At 74.7% G+C, this 19,086-nt stretch carries 21 protein-coding genes; 7 read left to right on the forward strand and 14 right to left on the reverse strand.

All coding sequences use genetic code 11. The features are described 5' to 3' along the window. Positions 1-8: 8 nt before the first annotated feature. The 4 genes from crtI to idi are packed head-to-tail and all read right to left on the reverse strand — an operon-like array spanning position 9 to position 4,121. On the reverse strand, positions 9-1,625 hold the full coding sequence (crtI, locus tag ACILRH_RS05115) for a phytoene desaturase family protein (protein ID WP_395691307.1): 1,617 nt from the start codon (positions 1,623-1,625) through the stop codon (positions 9-11). After that, the gene (locus ACILRH_RS05120; protein ID WP_395691308.1) at positions 1,622-2,506 is read right to left on the reverse strand and encodes a phytoene/squalene synthase family protein; all 885 of its coding nucleotides are present in this window, start codon (positions 2,504-2,506) and stop codon (positions 1,622-1,624) included. Before ACILRH_RS05120 ends, crtI begins: the two co-directional genes overlap by 4 nt. Then, positions 2,503-3,570: a polyprenyl synthetase family protein gene (locus ACILRH_RS05125; RefSeq protein ID WP_395691310.1), complete on the reverse strand. Its 1,068-nt coding sequence runs from the start codon at positions 3,568-3,570 to the stop codon at positions 2,503-2,505. The genes ACILRH_RS05120 and ACILRH_RS05125 overlap by 4 nt, the downstream gene beginning before the upstream one ends. Next, on the reverse strand, positions 3,567-4,121 hold the full coding sequence (idi, locus tag ACILRH_RS05130; protein ID WP_395691311.1) for an isopentenyl-diphosphate Delta-isomerase: 555 nt from the start codon (positions 4,119-4,121) through the stop codon (positions 3,567-3,569). The genes ACILRH_RS05125 and idi overlap by 4 nt, the downstream gene beginning before the upstream one ends. A gap of 59 nt (positions 4,122-4,180) precedes the next feature. On the opposite strand from idi, the gene ACILRH_RS05135 reads away from it, so the two are divergent. Together ACILRH_RS05135 and ACILRH_RS05140 are read left to right on the forward strand one after the other, a co-directional pair. Next, the gene (locus ACILRH_RS05135; protein WP_395691312.1) at positions 4,181-4,669 is read left to right on the forward strand and encodes a MarR family winged helix-turn-helix transcriptional regulator; all 489 of its coding nucleotides are present in this window, start codon (positions 4,181-4,183) and stop codon (positions 4,667-4,669) included. Positions 4,670-4,691: 22 nt separating this feature from the next. Further along, entirely contained in the window at positions 4,692-5,009 is a 318-nt protein-coding gene (locus ACILRH_RS05140) for a hypothetical protein (protein ID WP_395691314.1), read from the forward strand. On the opposite strand, the gene ACILRH_RS05145 is transcribed toward ACILRH_RS05140, so the two are convergent. Genes ACILRH_RS05145 through ACILRH_RS05175 form a run of 7 tightly spaced genes read right to left on the reverse strand, consistent with a single transcriptional unit; the run spans position 4,960 to position 10,683 of the window. Then, positions 4,960-5,610, reverse strand: a complete 651-nt coding sequence (locus ACILRH_RS05145) for a TetR/AcrR family transcriptional regulator (RefSeq protein ID WP_395691316.1) — start codon at positions 5,608-5,610, stop codon at positions 4,960-4,962. The two genes, ACILRH_RS05140 and ACILRH_RS05145, sit on opposite strands and share 50 nt — an antisense overlap. Beyond that, positions 5,607-6,041: an SRPBCC family protein gene (locus ACILRH_RS05150; protein WP_395691317.1), complete on the reverse strand. Its 435-nt coding sequence runs from the start codon at positions 6,039-6,041 to the stop codon at positions 5,607-5,609. Before ACILRH_RS05150 ends, ACILRH_RS05145 begins: the two co-directional genes overlap by 4 nt. A gap of 22 nt (positions 6,042-6,063) precedes the next feature. After that, a complete protein-coding gene (locus ACILRH_RS05155) occupies positions 6,064-6,852 on the reverse strand; it encodes a UbiA family prenyltransferase (RefSeq protein WP_395691318.1) in 789 nt (262 codons plus the stop codon). Continuing rightward, positions 6,849-7,877, reverse strand: coding sequence for an NAD(P)/FAD-dependent oxidoreductase (locus tag ACILRH_RS05160; protein ID WP_395691319.1), 1,029 nt, complete (start codon positions 7,875-7,877; stop codon positions 6,849-6,851). The genes ACILRH_RS05155 and ACILRH_RS05160 overlap by 4 nt, the downstream gene beginning before the upstream one ends. Then, a complete protein-coding gene (locus ACILRH_RS05165; RefSeq protein WP_395691321.1) occupies positions 7,870-8,415 on the reverse strand; it encodes an isoprenylcysteine carboxyl methyltransferase family protein in 546 nt (181 codons plus the stop codon). The genes ACILRH_RS05160 and ACILRH_RS05165 overlap by 8 nt, the downstream gene beginning before the upstream one ends. After that, positions 8,412-9,497 (reverse strand): type III polyketide synthase, encoded by a 1,086-nt coding sequence (locus ACILRH_RS05170; RefSeq protein WP_395692069.1) that lies wholly within the window; start codon positions 9,495-9,497, stop codon positions 8,412-8,414. The genes ACILRH_RS05165 and ACILRH_RS05170 overlap by 4 nt, the downstream gene beginning before the upstream one ends. Positions 9,498-9,510: 13 nt before the next feature. After that, a complete protein-coding gene (locus ACILRH_RS05175; RefSeq protein ID WP_395691323.1) occupies positions 9,511-10,683 on the reverse strand; it encodes a geranylgeranyl reductase family protein in 1,173 nt (390 codons plus the stop codon). 109 nt (positions 10,684-10,792) lie between these two features. Here ACILRH_RS05175 and ACILRH_RS05180 point away from each other — a divergent pair, with 109 nt between their 5' ends. From ACILRH_RS05180 to ACILRH_RS05195, 4 genes are all read left to right on the forward strand, one after another. Then, entirely contained in the window at positions 10,793-11,908 is a 1,116-nt protein-coding gene (locus tag ACILRH_RS05180; RefSeq protein ID WP_395691324.1) for a hypothetical protein, read from the forward strand. Between the two features lie 69 nt (positions 11,909-11,977). Beyond that, the gene (locus ACILRH_RS05185; protein WP_395691326.1) at positions 11,978-12,835 is read left to right on the forward strand and encodes an SCO6745 family protein; all 858 of its coding nucleotides are present in this window, start codon (positions 11,978-11,980) and stop codon (positions 12,833-12,835) included. 137 nt (positions 12,836-12,972) lie between these two features. Next, positions 12,973-13,320 carry a YciI family protein gene (locus tag ACILRH_RS05190; RefSeq protein ID WP_395692071.1) on the forward strand — a complete coding sequence of 116 codons (348 nt, stop codon included), beginning with the start codon at positions 12,973-12,975 and terminating at the stop codon, positions 13,318-13,320. 35 nt (positions 13,321-13,355) lie between these two features. Further along, a complete protein-coding gene (locus ACILRH_RS05195; protein WP_395691328.1) occupies positions 13,356-14,642 on the forward strand; it encodes an RNA polymerase sigma factor in 1,287 nt (428 codons plus the stop codon). Here the strand turns inward: ACILRH_RS05195 and ACILRH_RS05200 are convergent. The 3 genes from ACILRH_RS05200 to ACILRH_RS05210 form a co-directional block, all read right to left on the reverse strand. After that, positions 14,614-16,779 (reverse strand): MMPL family transporter, encoded by a 2,166-nt coding sequence (locus tag ACILRH_RS05200; protein ID WP_395691330.1) that lies wholly within the window; start codon positions 16,777-16,779, stop codon positions 14,614-14,616. The two genes, ACILRH_RS05195 and ACILRH_RS05200, sit on opposite strands and share 29 nt — an antisense overlap. Before the next feature lie 253 nt (positions 16,780-17,032). Then, entirely contained in the window at positions 17,033-17,302 is a 270-nt protein-coding gene (locus tag ACILRH_RS05205) for a hypothetical protein (protein WP_395691331.1), read from the reverse strand. A 69-nt stretch (positions 17,303-17,371) separates the two neighbouring features. After that, positions 17,372-18,391, reverse strand: coding sequence for an NAD(P)/FAD-dependent oxidoreductase (locus tag ACILRH_RS05210; RefSeq protein WP_395691333.1), 1,020 nt, complete (start codon positions 18,389-18,391; stop codon positions 17,372-17,374). Positions 18,392-18,470: 79 nt separating this feature from the next. Here ACILRH_RS05210 and ACILRH_RS05215 point away from each other — a divergent pair, with 79 nt between their 5' ends. Beyond that, positions 18,471-19,067 carry a helix-turn-helix domain-containing protein gene (locus ACILRH_RS05215; protein ID WP_395691334.1) on the forward strand — a complete coding sequence of 199 codons (597 nt, stop codon included), beginning with the start codon at positions 18,471-18,473 and terminating at the stop codon, positions 19,065-19,067. Positions 19,068-19,086 lie beyond the last annotated feature (19 nt).

Genomic DNA, 19,086 nt, shown 5'->3' on the forward strand with positions numbered 1-19,086 from the left:
CGACCCGCTCAGCCGCCCACCGGCAGCGCCGAGCGGTCCCCGGTGAGCCGCTTGAGCACCAGCTCCGCGCTGATCAGGCACATCGGCAGCCCGACGCCCGGCACGGTGGTGGCGCCGGCGTAGAACAGCCCGTCGACCTTGGACGACACGTTGCCGGGACGGAAGAAGGCGCTCTGCCGCAGCGTGTGCTCGAGCCCGAGCGCGCCGCCCTGCCAGGAGTTGTAGCGCCGTGCGAAGTCGTCGGGACCGACCGTGTAGCGCACCCGGATCCGCTCACGGAGGTCGTCGATGCCGGCCCAGGCGGCGACCTGGTCGATCGCCGCGTCCGCGGTGCGCTCGACCAGCTCCGAGCCGGTGCCGTCGAACCCGCCCGACCCGATCGACACGTCGGCGGGCACGGGGACGAGCACGAAGAGGTTCTCGCAGCCCTCGGGCGCCACGGTCGGGTCGGTCTCCGACGGCTTGCAGACGTAGACCGACGCGGGGTCGGGCACCCGGCTCTCCGTGCCGAAGATGTCGCCGAAGTTCTGCTCCCAGTCCGCGGTGAAGAACAGCGAGTGGTGCGGCAGCTGCGGCAGCCGGCCCTCGACGCCGAGCATCGCCAGGACCGCGCCGGGCCCGGGGGAGCGGCGGCGCCAGCCCTCCTCGGGGTGGGTCTGCAGGTCGCGGGGCAGCAGGGCGGTCTCCAGGTGGTGCAGGTCGGCGGCGCCGACGACGACGTCGGCAGGGATCGTACGGCGGGTGCCGTCGCCGCCGTCCACCTCGACCCCCGTCACCCGGGGCCGGCGACCGCCGGGGTCGGGCTCGGTGCGGATCGCCGTCACCGGGGAGCCGGTGTGGAGCCGGGCGCCGTGGCGCTCGGCCAGCGCGGCGATCACCTCGATCAGGCGGGTGAAGCCGCCCTGCGGGTAGAGCACCCGGTCGCCGAGGTCGAGGTGGCTCATCAGGTGGTACATGCTCGGCGCCCGGCTCGGCGACGAGCCGAGGAACACCGCGGGGTAGCCGAGCACCTGGCGCAGCCGCCGGTCGGCGAACCGCGACGCGACGTGGCTGCCGAGGGAGCGGGTGAGCAGCCGGGCGAGCCGCGGGCTGCGGCGGACGACCTCGCTGTTCAGCAGCGACGACGGGGCGTCGAAGTTGTTGTAGAGGAACCGCCGCAGGGCGATGTCGTAGGTGTCCTTCGCCGAGCGCAGGTAGGCGTCGAAGCGGGCCCCGGCGCCGGGCTCGATCGACTCGAAGAGCGCCCGGTTGTGCGCGACGTCGGGCCGCACGTCGACGGACCGGTCGTGCCCCTCGAAGAACACGCGGTAGCTCGGGTCGAGCACGGTCAGGTCGAGCTCCGCCTCGGCGGTGGTGCCGAGCAGCTCGAAGAAGTGCTCGAACACCTCGGGCATGAGGTACCACGACGCACCGGTGTCGAAGCGGTAGCCGTCGCGCTCGACGCTGCCGACCCGCCCGCCCAGCTCGTCGTTCTTCTCCAGCAGGTCGACGCTGTGGCCGCGGGAGGCCAGCAGCGCGGCGGTGGCCAGGCCGGCGATGCCGCCGCCGACGACGACGACGCGCCGGGCGCCGGGGGCGCCGGAGGTCGCAGGGACGGGGGACCCGCCGTGGACCGAGACGCTCATCCGCGGCCTCCGTAGAACGCGCCGGCGACCAGGCGCAGCTTGACCGGGTCGGGCACCCGCACGCGGGCACGCCGGATCTCGGCAGCAGGAGTGCTGCGCAGGCGGGCGGAGAGCTCGGCGAACACCGCGTGCGCGACGTGCACGGCCCGGCGGCTGCTGGCCGGCAGGTCGGGGATCACCGCTGCCGCGGCGGCGAGGTCGGCGTCGATGTCGTCGAGGATCCGGTCGCGGTCGGCGTCGGTGAACCGCTCGACGTCCAGGCCCGGGAAGTAGCAGCGGTGCAGGGTGTCGTGGTCCTCGGCCAGGTCGCGCAGGAAGTTCACCTTCTGGAAGGCCGCGCCGAGCCGCTGGGCGCCGGGGGCGAGGCGGGCGTAATCGCGGTCGCGGACCGCGGCCGGCCGCTCGAGCAGGAACGCGCGCAGGCACATCAGGCCGACGACCTCCGCGGAGCCGTAGACGTAGGTGTCGAAGCTGGCGCGGTCGTGGACGGTCGTGGTCAGATCCATCCGCATCGAGGTGAAGAACGGGTCGACCAGGTCGGTGCCGATCCCGGCCGCGATGGCGGTGCGCGCGAAGGCGTGCACGACCAGGTTGGCGCTGTAGCCGCTGACCAGCGCCTGGTGGACGTCCTCCTGCAGGGTGGTGAGCATCCGGTCGCGCTGGTCGTGGGTCAGCGCCGGGTCGGGGTTGTCGACGATCTCGTCGGCGACCCGCACGAGCGCGTAGACGTTGCAGACCTGGGTACGGACCGGCTTGGCCAGCAGTCGCGACGCGAGCCCGAAGGAGCTGGAGTAGCGGCGGATGACGACCGCGGCGCTGCCCTCGGACACCTCGTCGTAGAGAGAGGCGGCGGGCCGGCGACTCGCCAGGATCGGGCTCATGCCGCGACCTCCTTCGCAGCGGGTCCGGCCGGAGCGGCGGGCGAGGCGTCGTCAAGGTCGGCGAGGCACGCCGCGAGGGCGGGTACGGCGTCGACCGGCACGCCGAGCTCGGCGAGGACCTCGCGGGCGCCGACGAGATGGGCCTCGACGAGCTCCTCGACGAACCGTCGCGAGCCGGAGGCGGTCAGGAGCAGCCGGGCCTCGGCCAGCTCGTCGTCGGTGAGCTCGCGGCCGACGTACGCCTGGAGGGCGGGCCACTCGGGGGTGGTCGTCGCGTGCACCAGCAGGGGCGTCTGCTTGCGGGCGCGCAGGTCGCTGGTGGCGCTCTTGCCGGTGCGCGCAGGGTCGCCGAAGACGCCGAGCAGGTCGTCGACGAGCTGGAACGCGACGCCGAGCATCCGGCCCGCCTCGCCGAGCCGCGCCACCACCGCCTCCGGAGCGCCGGCGAGCACGGCGCCGGCCTGCAGCGGGAGCGCGAAGGAGTAGGCGCTGGTCTTCTGCTCCTCCATCGCCAGGCTCTGGGGCACGGTGGCGGTGTCGAGGTGGAGCGAGAGCCGCACGTCGGTGAGCTCACCGGCGGCGGTCGTGTGCAGGGCGGCGTCGAAGAGGTCGAGGAGCCGACCGACGACCTCGGCCGGCGCGCCGCAGGTGGCGACGGCGCGGATCGTGGCGGCGAGCGCCAGGTCACCGGCGAGGATCCCGGCGGCGTGCCCGAGCGCGGTGGCGTCGGCGGAGGAGGCGCCCGCGGCGAGCGCCTGCGTGGCGAAGGTGCCGCTCACGTTGAGCCGACCCCGGCGCACCTGGTCGCCGTCGATCACGTCGTCGTGGATGACGAACGCGGTGTGGAGCAGCTCGACCGCGGCTCCGACCTCCGCGGCGGCGGCCGGGCTGGTGCCGCCCAGGGCGTCGTGGGCCGCGGTCACGAGCGCGGGGCGGAAGCGCTTGCCGCCCTCGGTCGCCGCCGCGACGGTCTCCCACAGCCGGCCGTGGTCGGGGTCGGTCGCCGTGGCCCGGGCGCGGCTCTGCGCGAGCAGCCGCTCCAGCGCCTCGTCGGTCGGGCTCATCGGGCACCTCCGGGCCAGCTCTCGACGCCGTGCAGCTGCGCGTGCTGCTCGAGCAGCCACGGACTGAGGGTCCACGGCGCCGCCGTCACGGCGGCCTCGAGCTCGGCGGGGGTGATCCACCGCCATTCGGCGACCTCGTCGGGGTTCGGGGCCAGCGACCGGGCGTCCTCGCAGGTCGCCATGAAGACCGGGCAGACCTCGTTCTCGACGACGCCGCTGGCATCGACGGCGTGGTAGCGGAAGTCCGGGAGCAGCGGCGTCAGGTCGCGGACGGTCGTCCCGAGCTCGTGGGCCGCGTGCCGGCCTACGGCGTCCGCCATCGACTCACCCGGTCGCGGGTGGCCGCAGAAGGAGTTGGTCCACACGCCCGGCCAGGTGCGCTTGGTCACCGCGCGGCGGGTCATCAGCAGCCGGCCCTCGCCGTCGAAGAGGTAGCAGGAGAAGGCCAGGTGCAACGGCGTGTCCGCGCTGTGCACCTCGGCCCGAGCGGCTGTCCCGACGGGTCCCCCGTCCTCGTCCAGCAGCACCACGACGTCGACTGATGGGTCCACGTGGCCACCTCCCGCTATGATCGCTAGACAATCTAGCGAATGACCATGAGGGTACCCACATGCGTCCAACCGGATCCTTTCCGGGCTCCACCCCGTACGCCGCGGGGGAGCGGGAGCTGCTGCACGCCGTGAGCGAGCTGGTGCGCGTCGACCGCGAGATGCGGCGCGACCTGGGCCGGCGGATGACGCTGGGGGAGACCGACCTGCGGGCGGTGCGCTACGTGATGGCCGCGACCCGGGCCCAGCGGTCGGCCACGCCGCACGAGCTCGCCGAGCACCTCGGCATCTCGACGGCGGCGACCACGACCCTCCTGGACCGGCTCAGCGCCGCGGGGCACCTCGAGCGGGTGCCGCACCCGACCGACCGGCGCTCCAAGGTGGTCGTGGCCACGCCGCACGCCTACCAGGAGGTCGGCAGCCACCTCGGCGCGACCCATGACCGGATGCGCGCCGCCGCGGCGCGGGTGCCGGAGTCGGCGCGGCCCGCCCTGCTCGCCTTCCTCGCCGACATCACCGCCGCGATGCGCGAGGAGCCGGACGGGTCCTGACCTCGCGTCCTAGGCTGGGTGCATGCCCGACGACCCGATCGCCTACACCGCGCTCCAGCCCGGCACGCCGGTGGAGACCGCGGACGGCCAGCAGTTCGCCACGGTGCGCACGGTCCTGGTCGACGAGAAGGTCGCCGTCTTCGACGGCATCGTGGTCGAGACGGCGCAGGGCGCCCGGTTCGTCGACGCCGACCAGGTCGGCCGCATCTACACCGGCCGCGTCTGCACGACGCTGACGGCGGACCAGGCGGCCGGCCTGCCGGCCCCCGACGGCTCGAACCTGATCGACATCACACCGGGCCGGTCGGTGCTGGGCCGGATGTTCGGCCGCCGCCGCTAGCCGTCTCGGCAGCCGTCTCGGCAGCCGTCTGTGCCGAGAGCAGCAGCAGCCGGTTGAGCAGGTCCGCGGAACGGGCCACCTGCTCGCGATCGCCGGTGACCAGCAGGTCGAGCAGGAGGCCGCGGGCGGCGCCGAGCGCCAGCCGTGCGTGGGTCTCGGCCTGGTCCTCGGGGATGCCGATCGCGCGGCAGAGCTCGACGACGGGCGGCAGCCAGCTCGCGATCAGCTCCTCGCGCAGCGCCGCCGCGTGCTCCCTGCCCTGCATCGCGTGCGCGGCGAGCTCGAAGAAGAGCGGGCCGTAGCGCAGCGTCGCCTCGACGGTCTCCTCCCAGTAGGCCGCCGCCGCCGCCAGCGGCGGCAGCTCCTGGTCGTAGGTCGCCGTCATCACCGCGCGCTGCCGGGCCTCGACCTCGCGGGTCACCTCGGCGAGCAGGCCGTCGCGCGAGCCGAAGTGGTAGATGAGCATCCGGTGGCTGGTGCCGATCGCGTCGGCGATGCCGCGCAGGCTGGTGTCGCCGATGCCGTGGCGGCCGAAGTGCTCGATCGCGGCGTCGAGGAGGCGGTCGCGGGACGTGGTGTGCTGGGAGCCGGCAGGGGTCATGCGGCCGGCGCGCCGGTGACGCGGGCGGCGAGGCTCGCGGCCTCGAGCTCGATGTAGCGCTGGGTCAGGCCGCGCCAGAGGAGGGCCGCGACCGCCCCTGCCGGCCCGTGCTGCTCGATGCTGAGCGTGACCGTCGATCCGGCGCCGTCCGGGACCACCTCGTGCCGGCCGGTCGTGGTGATCCCCGGCCCGGTCGAGCGCCACGTGAAGAGGCGACCCTCGACGAGCTCGACGACCTCCCAGTCGGCCCGGGGCAGCCGGGGCTGGCGCACCCGCGCCCGCGAGCCGAGGGTGAAGGGTCCGTCGTCGAGGCGCTCGACGCTGTCGACGGTCGGCAGCCAGTCGGGCCAGTGGTCGACGTCGGCCAGCACCTCCCACACGAGGTCGGTGGGGGCGTCGATGTGGCGACTGGTGACGAAGAGCCGGCTCATGTACCAGATGGTACATCGATCGTCAGGTCGCGGCGAGGAGCAGCACGACGTCGGTGAGGGCGATCAGCACCGCCGCGACGAAGGGCACCCGGCCGCGGCCGAGGAGGACCGCCGCGGTGAGGACCACGACGACCGCCAGGCCGACGAGGGACGCCGGGTGCCCGATGCCGGCGCCCAGGGCGAGCAGCAGGGTCGCGGCGAGGAGCACCGCGGCCGCGACCCGGGGGATCAGCCGGGCGCCGAGGCGGTGCGGCAGGCCGCGGACACCGGTCCGCTCGTCGTCGTCGAGGTCGGGAAGGACGTTGAGCAGGTGCGCCGCCACGCCGAGCAGCGCGCCCACGACCGGCAGCCACCACGGCGGCCACTGCGGCGGCGAGTCGGCCAGCGAGACGAAGACGACCAGGCCCCCGAAGGAGAACGCGTAGGGCGCCCACGACCACACGGTCGACTTCACCCCGAGGTTGTAGCCCCACGCCGAGGCGACCGCGGCCAGGTGGACGGCCCCCGCGGCCCAGCCGCAGGCGAAGGAGAGCGCCACGACCGCGACGACAGCGAGCACGCAGGCGACCAGGACGGTACGACGCGCGACGGCGTCGCTCGCGAGTGGCTTGTCCGACCGCCCGACCGCCCGGTCGCGCGCCTCGTCGAGCAGGTCGTTGGACCAGCCGACCGAGAGCTGGCCGGCGAGGACCGCCAGCGCGACCAGCAGCACCCGCTGCGCCGGGAGCCCGTCGGCGATCGCGAGCAGGGTGGCCAGCGCGACGACGGCCAGGCTGGGGCCGATGTGGGCCGCGCGGACCAGCTGCCTCATGCGGGCCGGGCCAGCTGGTCGACCGCCGCGGCGAACACGCCGGGCAGCCGCGCCGCCGCGGGCACCAGCCGCTCGCGGACCGCGGTCGAGCGAGTGGCCGTCACCAGGCCCTGGGTCAGCAGCTCGTGGCGCCAGCCGAGCCGGCGTGCGGTGAGCTCGTAGCCCGCCGGCCGGTCCGCCCGGACCGCGGCGACCGCCGCGGCGGCCTGGGCGAGACCGAGCGCGATGCCCTCGCCGGTCAGCGCGTCGACGTACCCGGCGGCGTCACCGACCAGCAGCACCCGGCCGGCCACCCGGCGGCGGGAGCGCTGGCGCAGCGGACCCGCGCCACGGACGTCGGAGACCGCCGGCCCGTCGAGCCGGTCGACCAGCGCCGGGAACGACTCCAGCAGCGCCGACCACGGCCGGCGCTCGCGGGTCAGGATCGCCACGCCGACCTCGCCGGACGACACCGGCGTCACGTAGGCCTCGCCGACCCGGGACCAGTGCACCTCGACGAACGAGGTCCACGGCGCGACCGCGAGGTGCCGGCGCTGCCCGTAGCGGCGGCTCCGGACGGCCGGCCGGTCCAGCCCGAGCAGCCGCCGGACGGGGGAGTGCAGGCCGTCGGCGGCGACCAGGTAGCGCGCGGGCTCGCCGTCGACGACCACCCGGTCGCCGATGTCGCGTACCGAGGAGACGGCGCGGTGGAGGACCGGCACGCCGGCCGCGTCGACGGCCGCGGCGAGGGCCGCGTGGAGCGTCGTACGCCGGACGCCGAGGCCGCTCCCGCGCCGGAACGGCGCCTCGGCGGACCGGCCGCCGCGGGCGTCGACGTAGCGGATCCCGGAGATCGGGTGCCCCTGCGGGCGCACCCCGAGGTCCGCGAGCGCGGCGGTGGCACCCGGCATCAGGCCCTCGCCGCACGCCTTGTCGAGGACGCCGGTCCGCGGCTCGAGCACCGCGACGTCGAGCCCGGCGCGCGCGGCGTGCAGCGCGGTGGCCAGGCCCACCGGTCCGCCGCCGGCGACCAGCAGGTCACGCATCGACCGGACCGGCGACCGGGGCCGGCAGCGTGGCCAGCGCGGCGTCCTCGACGCGGATGCGGACCGAGAGCAGCACGGCGTTGGCGACCGTGAAGACCACCGCGGTGATCCACGCGAGGTGCACCATCGGCAGGGCGACGCCCTCGACGACGACCGCGACGTAGTTGGGGTGCGGCAGGAACCGGTAGGGGCCACCGGTGACCGGGGGCAGGCCGGGCACGACGATCACCCGGGTGTTCCAGCGGCGGCCCAGGGTCGCGATGCACCACCAGCGCAGCGCCTGGGCCGCCACGACGAGCGCGAGCATCGACCAGGCCAGCGCCGCGGGCACGTCGGGCCGCACCACCCAGGCCTCCACCAGCATCGCCACCAGGAAGCCGGTGTGCAGCACCACCATGACGGGGTAGTGCCCCCGGCCGGTCTCGCGGCCGCCGTGCGCCATGCTCCAGGCGGCGTTGCGCTTCGACACGACCAGCTCGGCCACCCGCTCCAGCCCGACCAGCAGGACCAGGACGGTGAACGCCGTCAGGCCGGTCATGCGGCCGCCGTGTCGTCCGCGGCGGGGTCGGCGGGGTCGGCCGCGCGGACCAGCACCAGCTCGGAGCAGAAGCCCGGTCCCAAGGCCATCACCAGGCCCCACGACCCGGGCCGGGGCGGCCGGTCGCGCAGGGTGTCCTCGAGGACGTGGAGGACCGAGGCCGAGGAGAGGTTTCCGATGCGGGCCAGGGAGTCCCAGGTCAGCTGCACCGCCTCCCGGGGGACGTCGAGGGCCTCCTGAAGCGCCTCGATCACCTTGGGGCCACCGGGGTGGCAGACCCACCACTCGACGTCGGCGCGGGTCAGCCCGTGGTCGCCGAGGAAGCCGTCGACGTCGTCGCGGATGTAGTGGCTCACCACCGTGGGCACCTGAGCGTCGAGCACGATCCGCAGGCCGGTGCTGGTCACGTCGAACCCCATCGTGCGTGCGGAGTCGGGGTAGAGCCGGCTGCGGGTGTCGACGACGTCGATCCCGGCCCCCGGTCCGGGACGGCCGCGGCCCACGACCGCCGCGGCACCGTCGCCGAAGAGCCCGCTCGCGACCAGGTTGGGCACCGACATGTCGTCGCGCTGCACGGTCAGCGAGCAGAGCTCGACCGCGACCAGGACGGCGACGTCGTCGGGGTGGCCGGCCAGGTAGTCGTGGAGGCGGGCGAGCCCGGCTGCGCCTGCCACGCAGCCGAGCCCGACCAGGGGCATGCGCTTCACGTCGGGGCGCATGCCGATCTGGGAGGCGATCCGCGCCTCGAGCGTCGGGACCGCCAGGCCCGTCACCGTCGCGCAGATCACCAGGTCGACGTCGGTGGGCGTCAGGTCGGCGGCCTTGAGCGCGTCGACGACGGCGCGCGAGCCGAGGGCCACCGCGTGCTCGATGAACAGGTCGTTGGCCTGGGTGAAGTCACCGAGGCCGGCGTACTCCGGCAGCGGCAGGGCCAGGCTGCGCTGCTCGACGCCCGCGTTGCGGTGGAAGCGGCGCAGCACCCGCTCGTCGAGCCCGCCGCCCTGCGCGATCACGTCGACGAACGCGTCGGTGATCTCCTCCTGGGGGTAGCGGTGCTCCGGCAGCACGCCGGCCACGGACACGATCTGCAACGGGTCACGCCCTTCCGGTGGTGGCGAGGGCGCGGGCCAGGGAGGTCGCGAGCCGCGGCGTGATCCGCCCGTCGCCCAGGCCGAGCTCGACGAGGTCGTCGAACGCGCCGCGGTCCCGGGCGGCCGCCCGGATCCCGGCGTGGACGATCGCGGGCCGGCGGGTCAGCCGGGACGCGGTCCACGTGTGCTTGAGGTGCCGGCCGAGGGTGTGGCGGACGTCGGCGCGGTAGCCGGCCGCCGCCTGCCGCGGGGCGCCGGCCGCGACCGCTCCGGCCGCGGCCCGGCCGGCGAGGAGCCCGGTCGCGACGGCGTAGTAGATGCCCTCGCCGGTCATCGGGTTGACCAGGCCGGCCGCGTCGCCGGCCAGGAGCACCGGGCCGTCGGGCTGGTCCCAGCGCCAGCCGGAGAGCGGCAGGTGGTGGCCCCGCCAGGCGGTGCCGTCCGCGACGTAGCCGGGCAGCAGCTCGTCGAGCTGCTCGAGCAGGAGCGCCCGGGTCGGTCGCTCGTGGGCGTCGCGGTCCACGAGCTCGCCGTACCCGACGTTGGACCATCCGTCACCCCGGTCGAAGGCCCAGGCGTACGCCGGCTGCCGCCGCTCGCAGTACCGGATCACCTGGCGACCGCTGCCCGGACCGGGTGTCGGCGCGTAGCCGCGGATCGCCAGCGCGCGCAGGCCCTGCTTGGCTCCGCTCACCGAGGACCGGACCACCGACTCGGCGCCGTCGGCGCCGACGACGACGCGGGCCCGCAGGTCGTCGTCGAGGACGACCCCGCCGCTCGTCGTGCGGACCCTGGTGACGCGACGGCGTCGCAGCACCGCCCCGGCGGCGACCGCCTTCTCGACCAGGCGGGCGTCGAAGACCTCGCGCGGGATCACCCACACCGAGCGCGCCATCGTGCCCTCGACCGCGTGGTCGCCGCGGGAGAGCTCGAGCCGGTCGACCGGCGTCCAGCCGTCGGTGACGTCCTCGGCGCCGACCTGGCGCAGCACGTCGGCGACGTGGGGCGCGATCCCGTCACCGCAGCACTTGTCCCGCGGGAAGCCGGCCCGGTCCAGCAGCAGCACCCGCAACGTCGGCTCGGTCCGCAGCGCCGCCAGCGCGGCCACGCTCCCGGCAGGTCCCGCGCCGACGACGACGAGGTCCCACGGGTCGTCGGATCCCTCCGCCCGGGTCATGGCGCCACGGTAACCAGCCGCCGCAACCGGTAGTCGGGTGCGGGTTCGTGCCGGGGAGTGGATGAATCCCCGGTCAGCCGGGGATTCATCCGGGGTTGTCAGGGAGTTCATGACGTTGTCGGGGGTTGCAACGGCCGACAACGTCATGAACTCCCTGACCGGCTCGGTCCGGGCGGGCCGCCGGGCCGCCTGGCACCATCGCGGCATGCGGTTCTGCCTGCTGCCCAGCCCGCTGACCGTCCCGGCGGTCGCGGAGCCGCTCGCGGAGCGGCTGCGCAGCCGCGGCCATGAGGCGGTGGTCGCGCCGGGCGGAGCGACGGACGTGGCCGAGGTGCTGGCGGGCTTCGTCGCCGCGGCTCGGGGTGCCGACGTGGTGGTGCCGCACTCCAACGCGGGCCGGTTCGGCCCGGCCGTCGCCGACGCGGTCGGGGCGACGCTGGTCTGCCTCGACGCGCTCCTGCCGGGCCCGGAGCCGCACCCGGACTGGGTCGAGGTGCTCAGCTCGCACGAGCAGCCGGACGGGCTCCTCGCCCCCTGGTCGACCTGGTGGCCGCGCGCCGACCTCGAGGCCGTGGTGGGGGACCACAAGGACCTGCTCACCACCGACGAGCCCCGCGTGCCCCTGCGCCTGCTCCTCGAGCAGCCACCCGCGCCGCCCGGCTGGCTCGGCCGACGCTCGGGGTACGTCGCCTTCGGCCCGGCGTACGCCGACCAGGCCGCGACCGCCGAGACGCACGGCTGGGAGGTGCGCCGCCTCGACGGCGAGCACCTCCACCTGCTCACCGCTCCCGACGAGGTCGCCGACGCGATCCTGGACGTGCTCGACGGCCTCAGGGACACGCACGTGACCGAGCTGGTGGGCGTCTACGACGCCGACGGCGGCCTGCTCGGCGAGGCGGCCTACCTGTGGGGCCGGATCCGCGGGTCACGGCACTGCTCCCTGTGCGACATCACCCACTCGCCGTGGCGCCGCAAGCCGGCGTGGGACGCGATGGTCGCTGAGCTGGAGGTTCCGGTCCGGCTGCTGCACCTCAACGAGCTCGACGACGAGCTGGCCGGGGTCGTGGGCCGCGTCGGTGCGCCGGTGGTGCTCGGCCGGGCGGGCGACCGCTGGAGCGTCGTCGCGAGTGGCGAGGAGCTCGACGCGATGGGCGGCTCGGTCGACCGGCTGGGTGCGCTGCTGCGCGAGCGGTGGGGGCAGGGTGCCGGCGCGGACCCGACCTGACGGGGTGTCGTGCCCGGCCGGGTCCGTTCGTGGCATGGGTGAGGACCACCCGTCAGAGAGGACCTGACCATGCCGCACCCCATGCCGCACCCCACGCCGCTCGCCCGCCGGATGTACGACCTCACGGAGCCGATCTCGCTGGTCAACTTCTTCTCGCCCGAGCCGAACGAGGCGATGGCCGAGCTCGGGCTCCGGGGCTACTGGGACGGCTACTTCGCCGGCCGGGCGGCCCCGCTGGGCCGGGCGCCGGCCGCCGTGGTGCACGCGGCCTTCTACAACTTCGCCGACGGTGAGGTCGCCCGCCACATCCCACGGGTCTGGGACATCACGACACCCGAGGCGGCGCACGCCGCCCGCCAGCGGGGCTGCGAGGCCGCGCTGCGGCACATCCTCGGCGACCTGGCCGAGACCCCAGGGCTGGTGCGCGCCGCCGACCTCCTCACCGTCGCGGCGGCGGGCGCGCCGACCGAGGGCCGGGTCATGTACGCCGCCCTCCGCGCGCTCCCGGTGCCCGAGGAGCCCGTCGCCCGCCTCTGGCACGCCGCCAACACGCTGCGGGAGCACCGCGGCGACGGCCACATCGCCGCCCTGCTGTCCGACGGCATCGGCGGGACCGAGTGCCACGTGCTCGGCGCGCTCGACGCCGGGGTCCACCCGGCCGAGTCCTTCGGTCGCATCCACCACCTCCCGCCGGCCCGGCTGGCGCAGGTGATGGACGGCCTGCGCGACCGTGGCCTCCTCGACGCCGCCGGCCGGTTCACCGACGCAGGCCGCGCGACCAAGGACCGGATCGAGGCGCTGACCGACGCGCTCGCCGAGCCGCCGTACGAGTGCCTGACGACCAGCGAGGTCGAGGAGCTGCTCGCCGCGCTCGAGCCACTCTCCGCGAGGCTGCGGGAGACCGGGTCGAGCTCGGAGGCGGTGTGAGCGTCGAGGACGGCCGCTGAAAAAGTCCGGGTCGGGATGTCGAAACCTGGGGACGCCGCTCGACGTCCGTGCGCAACCCACCACACCAGCAACCAGGAGGAGTGATCCAGATGCCGCGTTTCATGGGATTCGTGAGGATGGAGGAGGGCATCGGCACGCCCCCGCAGGAGCTGTTCGACGCGATGGACACCTACATCGGCGAGCAGGCCGCCAAGGGCGTGTTCCTCGACGGCGGCGGGCTCTACGGCACCGAGGACGCCGTGAACTTCGTGGTCCGCCAGGGCGAGGTGACCCGGGTCGACGGTCCGTACGCCGAGGGCAAGGAGGTCGTCGGCGGCTGGGCGATCATGGAGTACCCCTCGTTGGAGGACGCCGTCGCCGACCAGCGGGACTTCGCCGAGCTGCACGCGAAGTACTGGCCCGAGGTCACCGTGATCTCGACCCTGCGCCAGATCTCCGACGGCCCGGACGCGCCCGGCGACTGAGCGTCACCCGCAGCCGGGCTCACTACGCTGGCCCGGTGCCGGCAGAGCCCAGGACGGACCCCACGGAGGCGGTCCTCGCCGCGTGGCGGGCCGAGTCGGCCCGCCTCGTCGGCGCCCTCACGCGGATGACCCGCGACGTCGACCTCGCCGAGGACCTCGCGCAGGACGCGCTGGTGGCCGCGCTCGAGCAGTGGCCGGCCACCGGCGTGCCCGACAACCCCGGCGCGTGGCTGATGACCACCGCCAAGCGCCGCGGCGTCGACCACTTCCGGCGCGCCGACACGCTGCGCCGCAAGGTCGCCGAGCTCGCGCACGACCACGGGGGAGAGGAGGACGCGGTGCCCGACCTCGACGCCCAGGTCGACCACATCGAGGACGACGTCCTGCGGCTGGTCTTCCTGACCTGCCACCCCTCCCTGACCCCGGAGTCCCGCGCCGCGCTGACCCTGCGCCTGGTCGGAGGACTCACCACGGCGGAGATCGCCCGCGGCTTCCTGGTCAGCGAGTCGACGATGGGCCAGCGCATCTCGCGGGCCAAGAGGACGTTGGCCACGGCGCACGCCGAGTTCGAGCTGCCCGCGGGGGAGGAGCGGGTCGACCGTCTCGACGACGTGATGGCCGTGATCTACCTGGTCTTCAACGAGGGCTACAGCGCCACCGCCGGGGACGACTGGATGCGCCCCGACCTGGTGCACGAGGCGATCCGCCTCGCCCGGATGCTCTCCGACCTCGCGCCCGAGGAGCCCGAGGTGCTCGGGCTGCAGGCGCTGCTGGAGATCCAGGGCTCGCGGACCGCCGCGCGGCTCGACGAGCACGGCGCACCGGTCCTGCTCGAGGCCCAGGACCGCAGCCGGTGGGACCAGCTGATGATCCGGCGCGGGCTGGGCGCCCTGCAGCGAGCCGAGCAGCGCGCGGCGCGCGGACACCCGGTCGGTCGGTACTTCCTCCAGGCGTCGATCGCCGCCGAGCACGCCCGGGCCGCTCGGGCCGAGGACACGGACTGGCGCCGGATCGCGACGCTGTACGACGTCCTCGCGACCGCTGCCCCTGGTCCCGTCGTCGAGGTCAACCGGGCGGTGGCCCACGGTCGTGCCTTCGGACCCAACGCCGGCTTGGCGGTGCTCGACGCGGTCGACCCCGCTGCGCTCGGTGACTCACCCCTCGTCGCGAGCGTGCGCGGCGACCTGCTGGAGCGGGCCGGGCTCCACGCGGAGGCGAGCAGGTCGTTCGCGCAGGCAGCCGCGCTCACCCGCAACGAGGGTGAGCGCGGCGTGCTGCGCCGGCGGGCCGACCTCAACGACGCGGCATCGCCGCCGGGCTGAGGTCGGGCTCGTCCGACTCCTCCGTCGCCCGCTTCTCGATCGAGAGGTGGGGCAGCACCCGGTCGAGCCAGGCCGGCAGCCACCAGTTCGCGCGGCCGAGCAGGGCCATCGTCGCGGGGACGAGGACCATGCGCACCACCGTGGCGTCGACCGCGACGGCCACCGCGAGCCCCAGGCCGAGCATCTTCAGCGACGGGACCGGGCTGGCCACGAAGCTGAGGAACACGGCGACCATGATGAGGGCGGCCGAGGTGACGATCCGGCCGGTGCCGGCCAGGCCGCGCGCGACGGACTCGGTGTTGTCGCCGGTCCGGTCGTACTCCTCCTTGATCCGTGAGAGCAGGAACACCTCGTAGTCCATCGAGAGCCCGAAGAGGATCGGGAACATGATCACGACGATGATCGAGGTGATCGGGGTCGGGCCGTCGAGACCGAGCAGCTCCGCGCCCCAGCCCCACTGGAACACCGCGACGAGGACGCCGTAGGCGGCGCCGATCGACAGCAGGTTCATCACCGCGGCCTTGAGCGGCACGGCGATCGACCGGAAGACCATCATCAGCAGCAGGAACGACACGGCGATGACGGCGCCGATGAACAGCGGCAGCGTCCGGCTGAGCTGGGCGTTGAGGTCGTCGGTGGTGGCGGTGATGCCGGTGACGTACACGCCCGCCGGGATCGCGTCCCGGACGTGCTCGATCGTGGTGGAGGTGTCCGGGTCGGCGGGGCCGGTCGTCGGGGTGGCGGTGAGGACCACCGTGTCACCGTCGGCGGACGTCAGGGGCGCGCCCACGGCGCTGATCCCCGGGACCGCGGCGACGTCGCGGACGACGGCCGCCGTGTCGGTGGCGTCGACGCCGGTGCCGCCGAGATCCATGACGATCGTCAGGGGTGCGTTGATGCCCTCGCCGAAGCCCTCGGTCAGGAGGTCGTAGGCCTGCCGGTGGGTGGTCTCCTCGGGGGCGTCGCCGGCGGCCGGGAAGGCGGTCTGCATGGCCAGTGCCGGCGCGGCGACGGCCAGGAGGGCCACGACGGCGGCGACCAGGTAGGGCCACGGGCGGGCCGAGACGCGGTGCCCGAACCGCCACCAGACCGTCTCCTCCACCGGGGCGACGGTGCGGTGCCGACGGCCGATGCGGCCCTTGTCGATGCGGTCGCCGAGGAGGCTGAGCAGCGCCGGGAGCAGGGTGGTCGCGGCGGCGACCGCGGAAGCCACCATCAGCGCGGTGGCCAGCCCGATCGAGGTCAGGACGCCGACGCCGGTGATCGCCAGAGCGGTGGTGGCGACGACCACGGTGCCGCCGGCGAACACGACGGCGGCGCCGGACGTGCTCATCGCGGCGCCGAGCGCCGTGCGGTTGTCCTGCCCGGCCGCCCGGTTCTCGCGGTAGCGAGCGACCACGAACAGGGCGTAGTCGATGCCGACGCCGAGACCGACCAGCCCGGCGACCGGGATGGCGGAGACCGACACGGTCATCGGTCCGGCGAGCAGGGTGATCGCCCCGATCGCGGCGCCCACCGAGACCAGGGAGAGCCCGATCGGGAGGACGGCCGCGACGGCGGTGCCGAAGACGACCAGGAGCACGACGAGGGCGACGAGGAGGCCGATGCCGACGTGCCCGCTGGTGCTGTCCTCGGAGTTGAGGAACACGGCGTCGCCGCCCAGCTCGACGCGCACGTCGGGCGCGTCGAGGCCGGACACGGCGTTCGAGAGGACGGTGAACGCGGGCTTGCCCATCTCGCGCTCCGGCACGTCGAGGGTCAGCTCGGCGTACGCGATCCTGCCGTCGGCGGAGATGGTTCCGGCGGCGTACGGGTCGGCGACCGACTCGACGTGCTCCAGGGCGGCGACCTGGCTCAGCACGGCGGCGACGCCGGCCCGGTCCTCGGCGATCGTGGTGCCGTCCTCGGCCTCGAGGACGACGACGGCCTTGCCCTTGGCGGCCTCCGGGAAGTGCTCGTCGAGCAGGGCTATCGCCCGGGCGCTCTGGCTGCCGGGGGCGGAGAAGTCGTCGGCGAAGGTGCCGCCTGCCGTGGCAGCGAGAGCGAGCAGCGCGGCCAGGGCGACCACCCAGCCGGCGACCGTCCGCCAGGGGTGTCGCGCGCTGGCCATGGCGACGGCGTGTGTGAATCGGTCCATGATCGTGCCTTTCGGGTGCTGACTGTCGTGGGTGCGGTGCCGCCGGGTCCTGCGGTGCGAGAGCTCGGTGCGGCCCGGTGCGGCCCGGTGCGTCGACGGGGAAGCTAGGTGGCGAGGTGGTGAGCGGTCGTCACCACACGTGGTGAGCAGGGTGGTGATTCGCTGCCCGGCTGGAGTGCAACCCCTGGGGACGCCGAACGCCCCGGCCCCCATCGGGGGCCGGGGCGTGCCCGGGGTGGGTCAGGGCGCCGGGTCAGGACGCCGTGCGTCGGGTCAGGAGGCGGACCCGGACGCGGTGCAGTCGCGGCATGATCGCGTAGATCACGATCGGGACGGCGATCGTGGCGAGGACAAAGGTGCGCAGGACCGGGTTGGTGTCCTTCAGGGCGGGGCCGATCGTCAGGTTGATCAGGGTCAGCGTCGGGAAGACCGCGATCCAGATCATCAGGGCGAGCTGGTGCTTGGTCGGCGGTCCGATGGGGTTGAGCGGGATCTCGTGGTGGCTGGTCGGTGGGGTGGACATGGCAGTGCTCCTGTACGGGTGTGGTGGATCTGCTTCGTGGGGGGAGAGCGCCTGGTGCGCTCCGGCGGCTCAGACCGGGAGGCCGAGCCGGAAGTTCGCGACGGCGATCGGGAGGTCCTCCTCGACGAGGTCGTTGTTCACGGCGATCGCGGCGGCCGACCCCTCGCCGGCCGCCGTGACGACCTGCGCTCGCGCGTTGACGGCGTTGCCGGCGGCCCAGACCCCGACGACGCTGGTGGCGCCGGTCGCGTCGACGGCGACGCCACCGTCGTCTCGGGTGGCACAGCCGAGGTCGGTGAGCAGCGCGTCGTGGGCGGCGAACCGGGGCCGGACGAAGACGGCCGACCGGGCGACGACCTGGCCGGTGGACAGCCGGACGCCGACGAGACGGTCGTCCTCGACGACGAGGTCGGCGACGGGTGTGTCGACGACCCCGATGGCACGGGCGACCAGCTGTTCGCGCTGCTCGACGCTGAGCGTGTCGCCGTGGGTGAACAGGACGACGTCGTCGGACCACTGCCGCACGAGGTGCGCGTGGGCGAGGGTCTGCTGGAGGGTGGCCGGTCCGCCGGCCAGCACGCCCAGGGGCTGGTCGCGGACCTCGTAGCCGTGGCAGTAGGGGCAGTGGAGCACGTCGCGGCCCCAGCGCTCGCGCAGGCCCGGCACGTCGGGGACCTCGTCGCCCAGTCCGGTCGTGACGATCACCCGGCGCGTGAGGAGGGTCGAGCCGTCCGCGAGGCCGACCTCGAACCGGCGGCGGTCCAGCCGGCCGACCGGGACGGGGGTGATCCGCGTGACGGTGCCCGGGACCAGGCGGACGCCGTACCCGGCGACCTCGCGGCGTCCGCGGGCGAGCAGCTCGGCGGGCGGGAGCCCGTCGGACCCGAGGAAGCCCTGCATGTGTGCGGCCGGTGCGTTGCGCGGCTCGCCGGCGTCGACGACCGCGACCCGCCGCCGGGCGCGGCCCAGGACGAGGGCGGCGGAGAGCCCCGCCGCGCCCCCGCCGACGACGACCACGTCGTGCTCGATGGTCGCGCCGGTCGGGTCGGTGCGCTCGGTGCCGTCGGACGGGGTCTGGGTGTGGGCCATGTCAGGAAGGGTGGCGGCACCCGGCCTCCGCCATCAACGGTTGTTGCCGTTTCCGGGAACGGCGCGGTGCAATGGGCTCGTGGAGACGCAGGTGGGCCCGGTCGCGGCGGCCCTGGAGACGGTCGGTCCCCGGCTGAGGCGGGTCCGCGAGCAGCGCGGCCTCACCCTCACCGAGGTGGCCCAGACCACAGGCATCTCCAAGAGCACGCTCTCCCGGCTCGAGAACGGGCAGCGGCGACCGAGCCTGGAGCTGCTCCTGCCGCTCGCAACGACCTACCGGGTGCCCCTGGACGACCTGGTCGGTGCGCCCGAGGTCGGCGACCCGCGGATCCGGCTGAAGCCCCGGCGGGTCAACGGGCGCACGGTGCTGCCGCTGACGGGTCCGGGTGGCATCCAGGCGTGGAAGATCGTGATTCCCCGGGGCCTGTCCGACCCCGAGCCGCGGGCCCACGACGGCTTCGAGTGGCTCTACGTGCTCTCGGGCCGGATGCGCCTGGTGCTCGGCTCCCAGGACCTGGTGCTGGGCGTCGGGGAGGCCGCCGAGTTCGACACCCAGGTGCCGCACTGGTTCGGCAGCACGGGCGAGGGCCCGGTCGAGGTGCTGAGCATCTTCGGGCGCCCCGGCGAACGGATGCACCTGCACGCCGAGCACGACATGATGGACTCCGCGCACTGACCTGGACCCTGGACGGAGT

This window comes from Nocardioides sp. (assembly GCF_044226765.1).
Taxonomy (GTDB): Bacteria; Actinomycetota; Actinomycetes; order Propionibacteriales; family Nocardioidaceae; genus Nocardioides.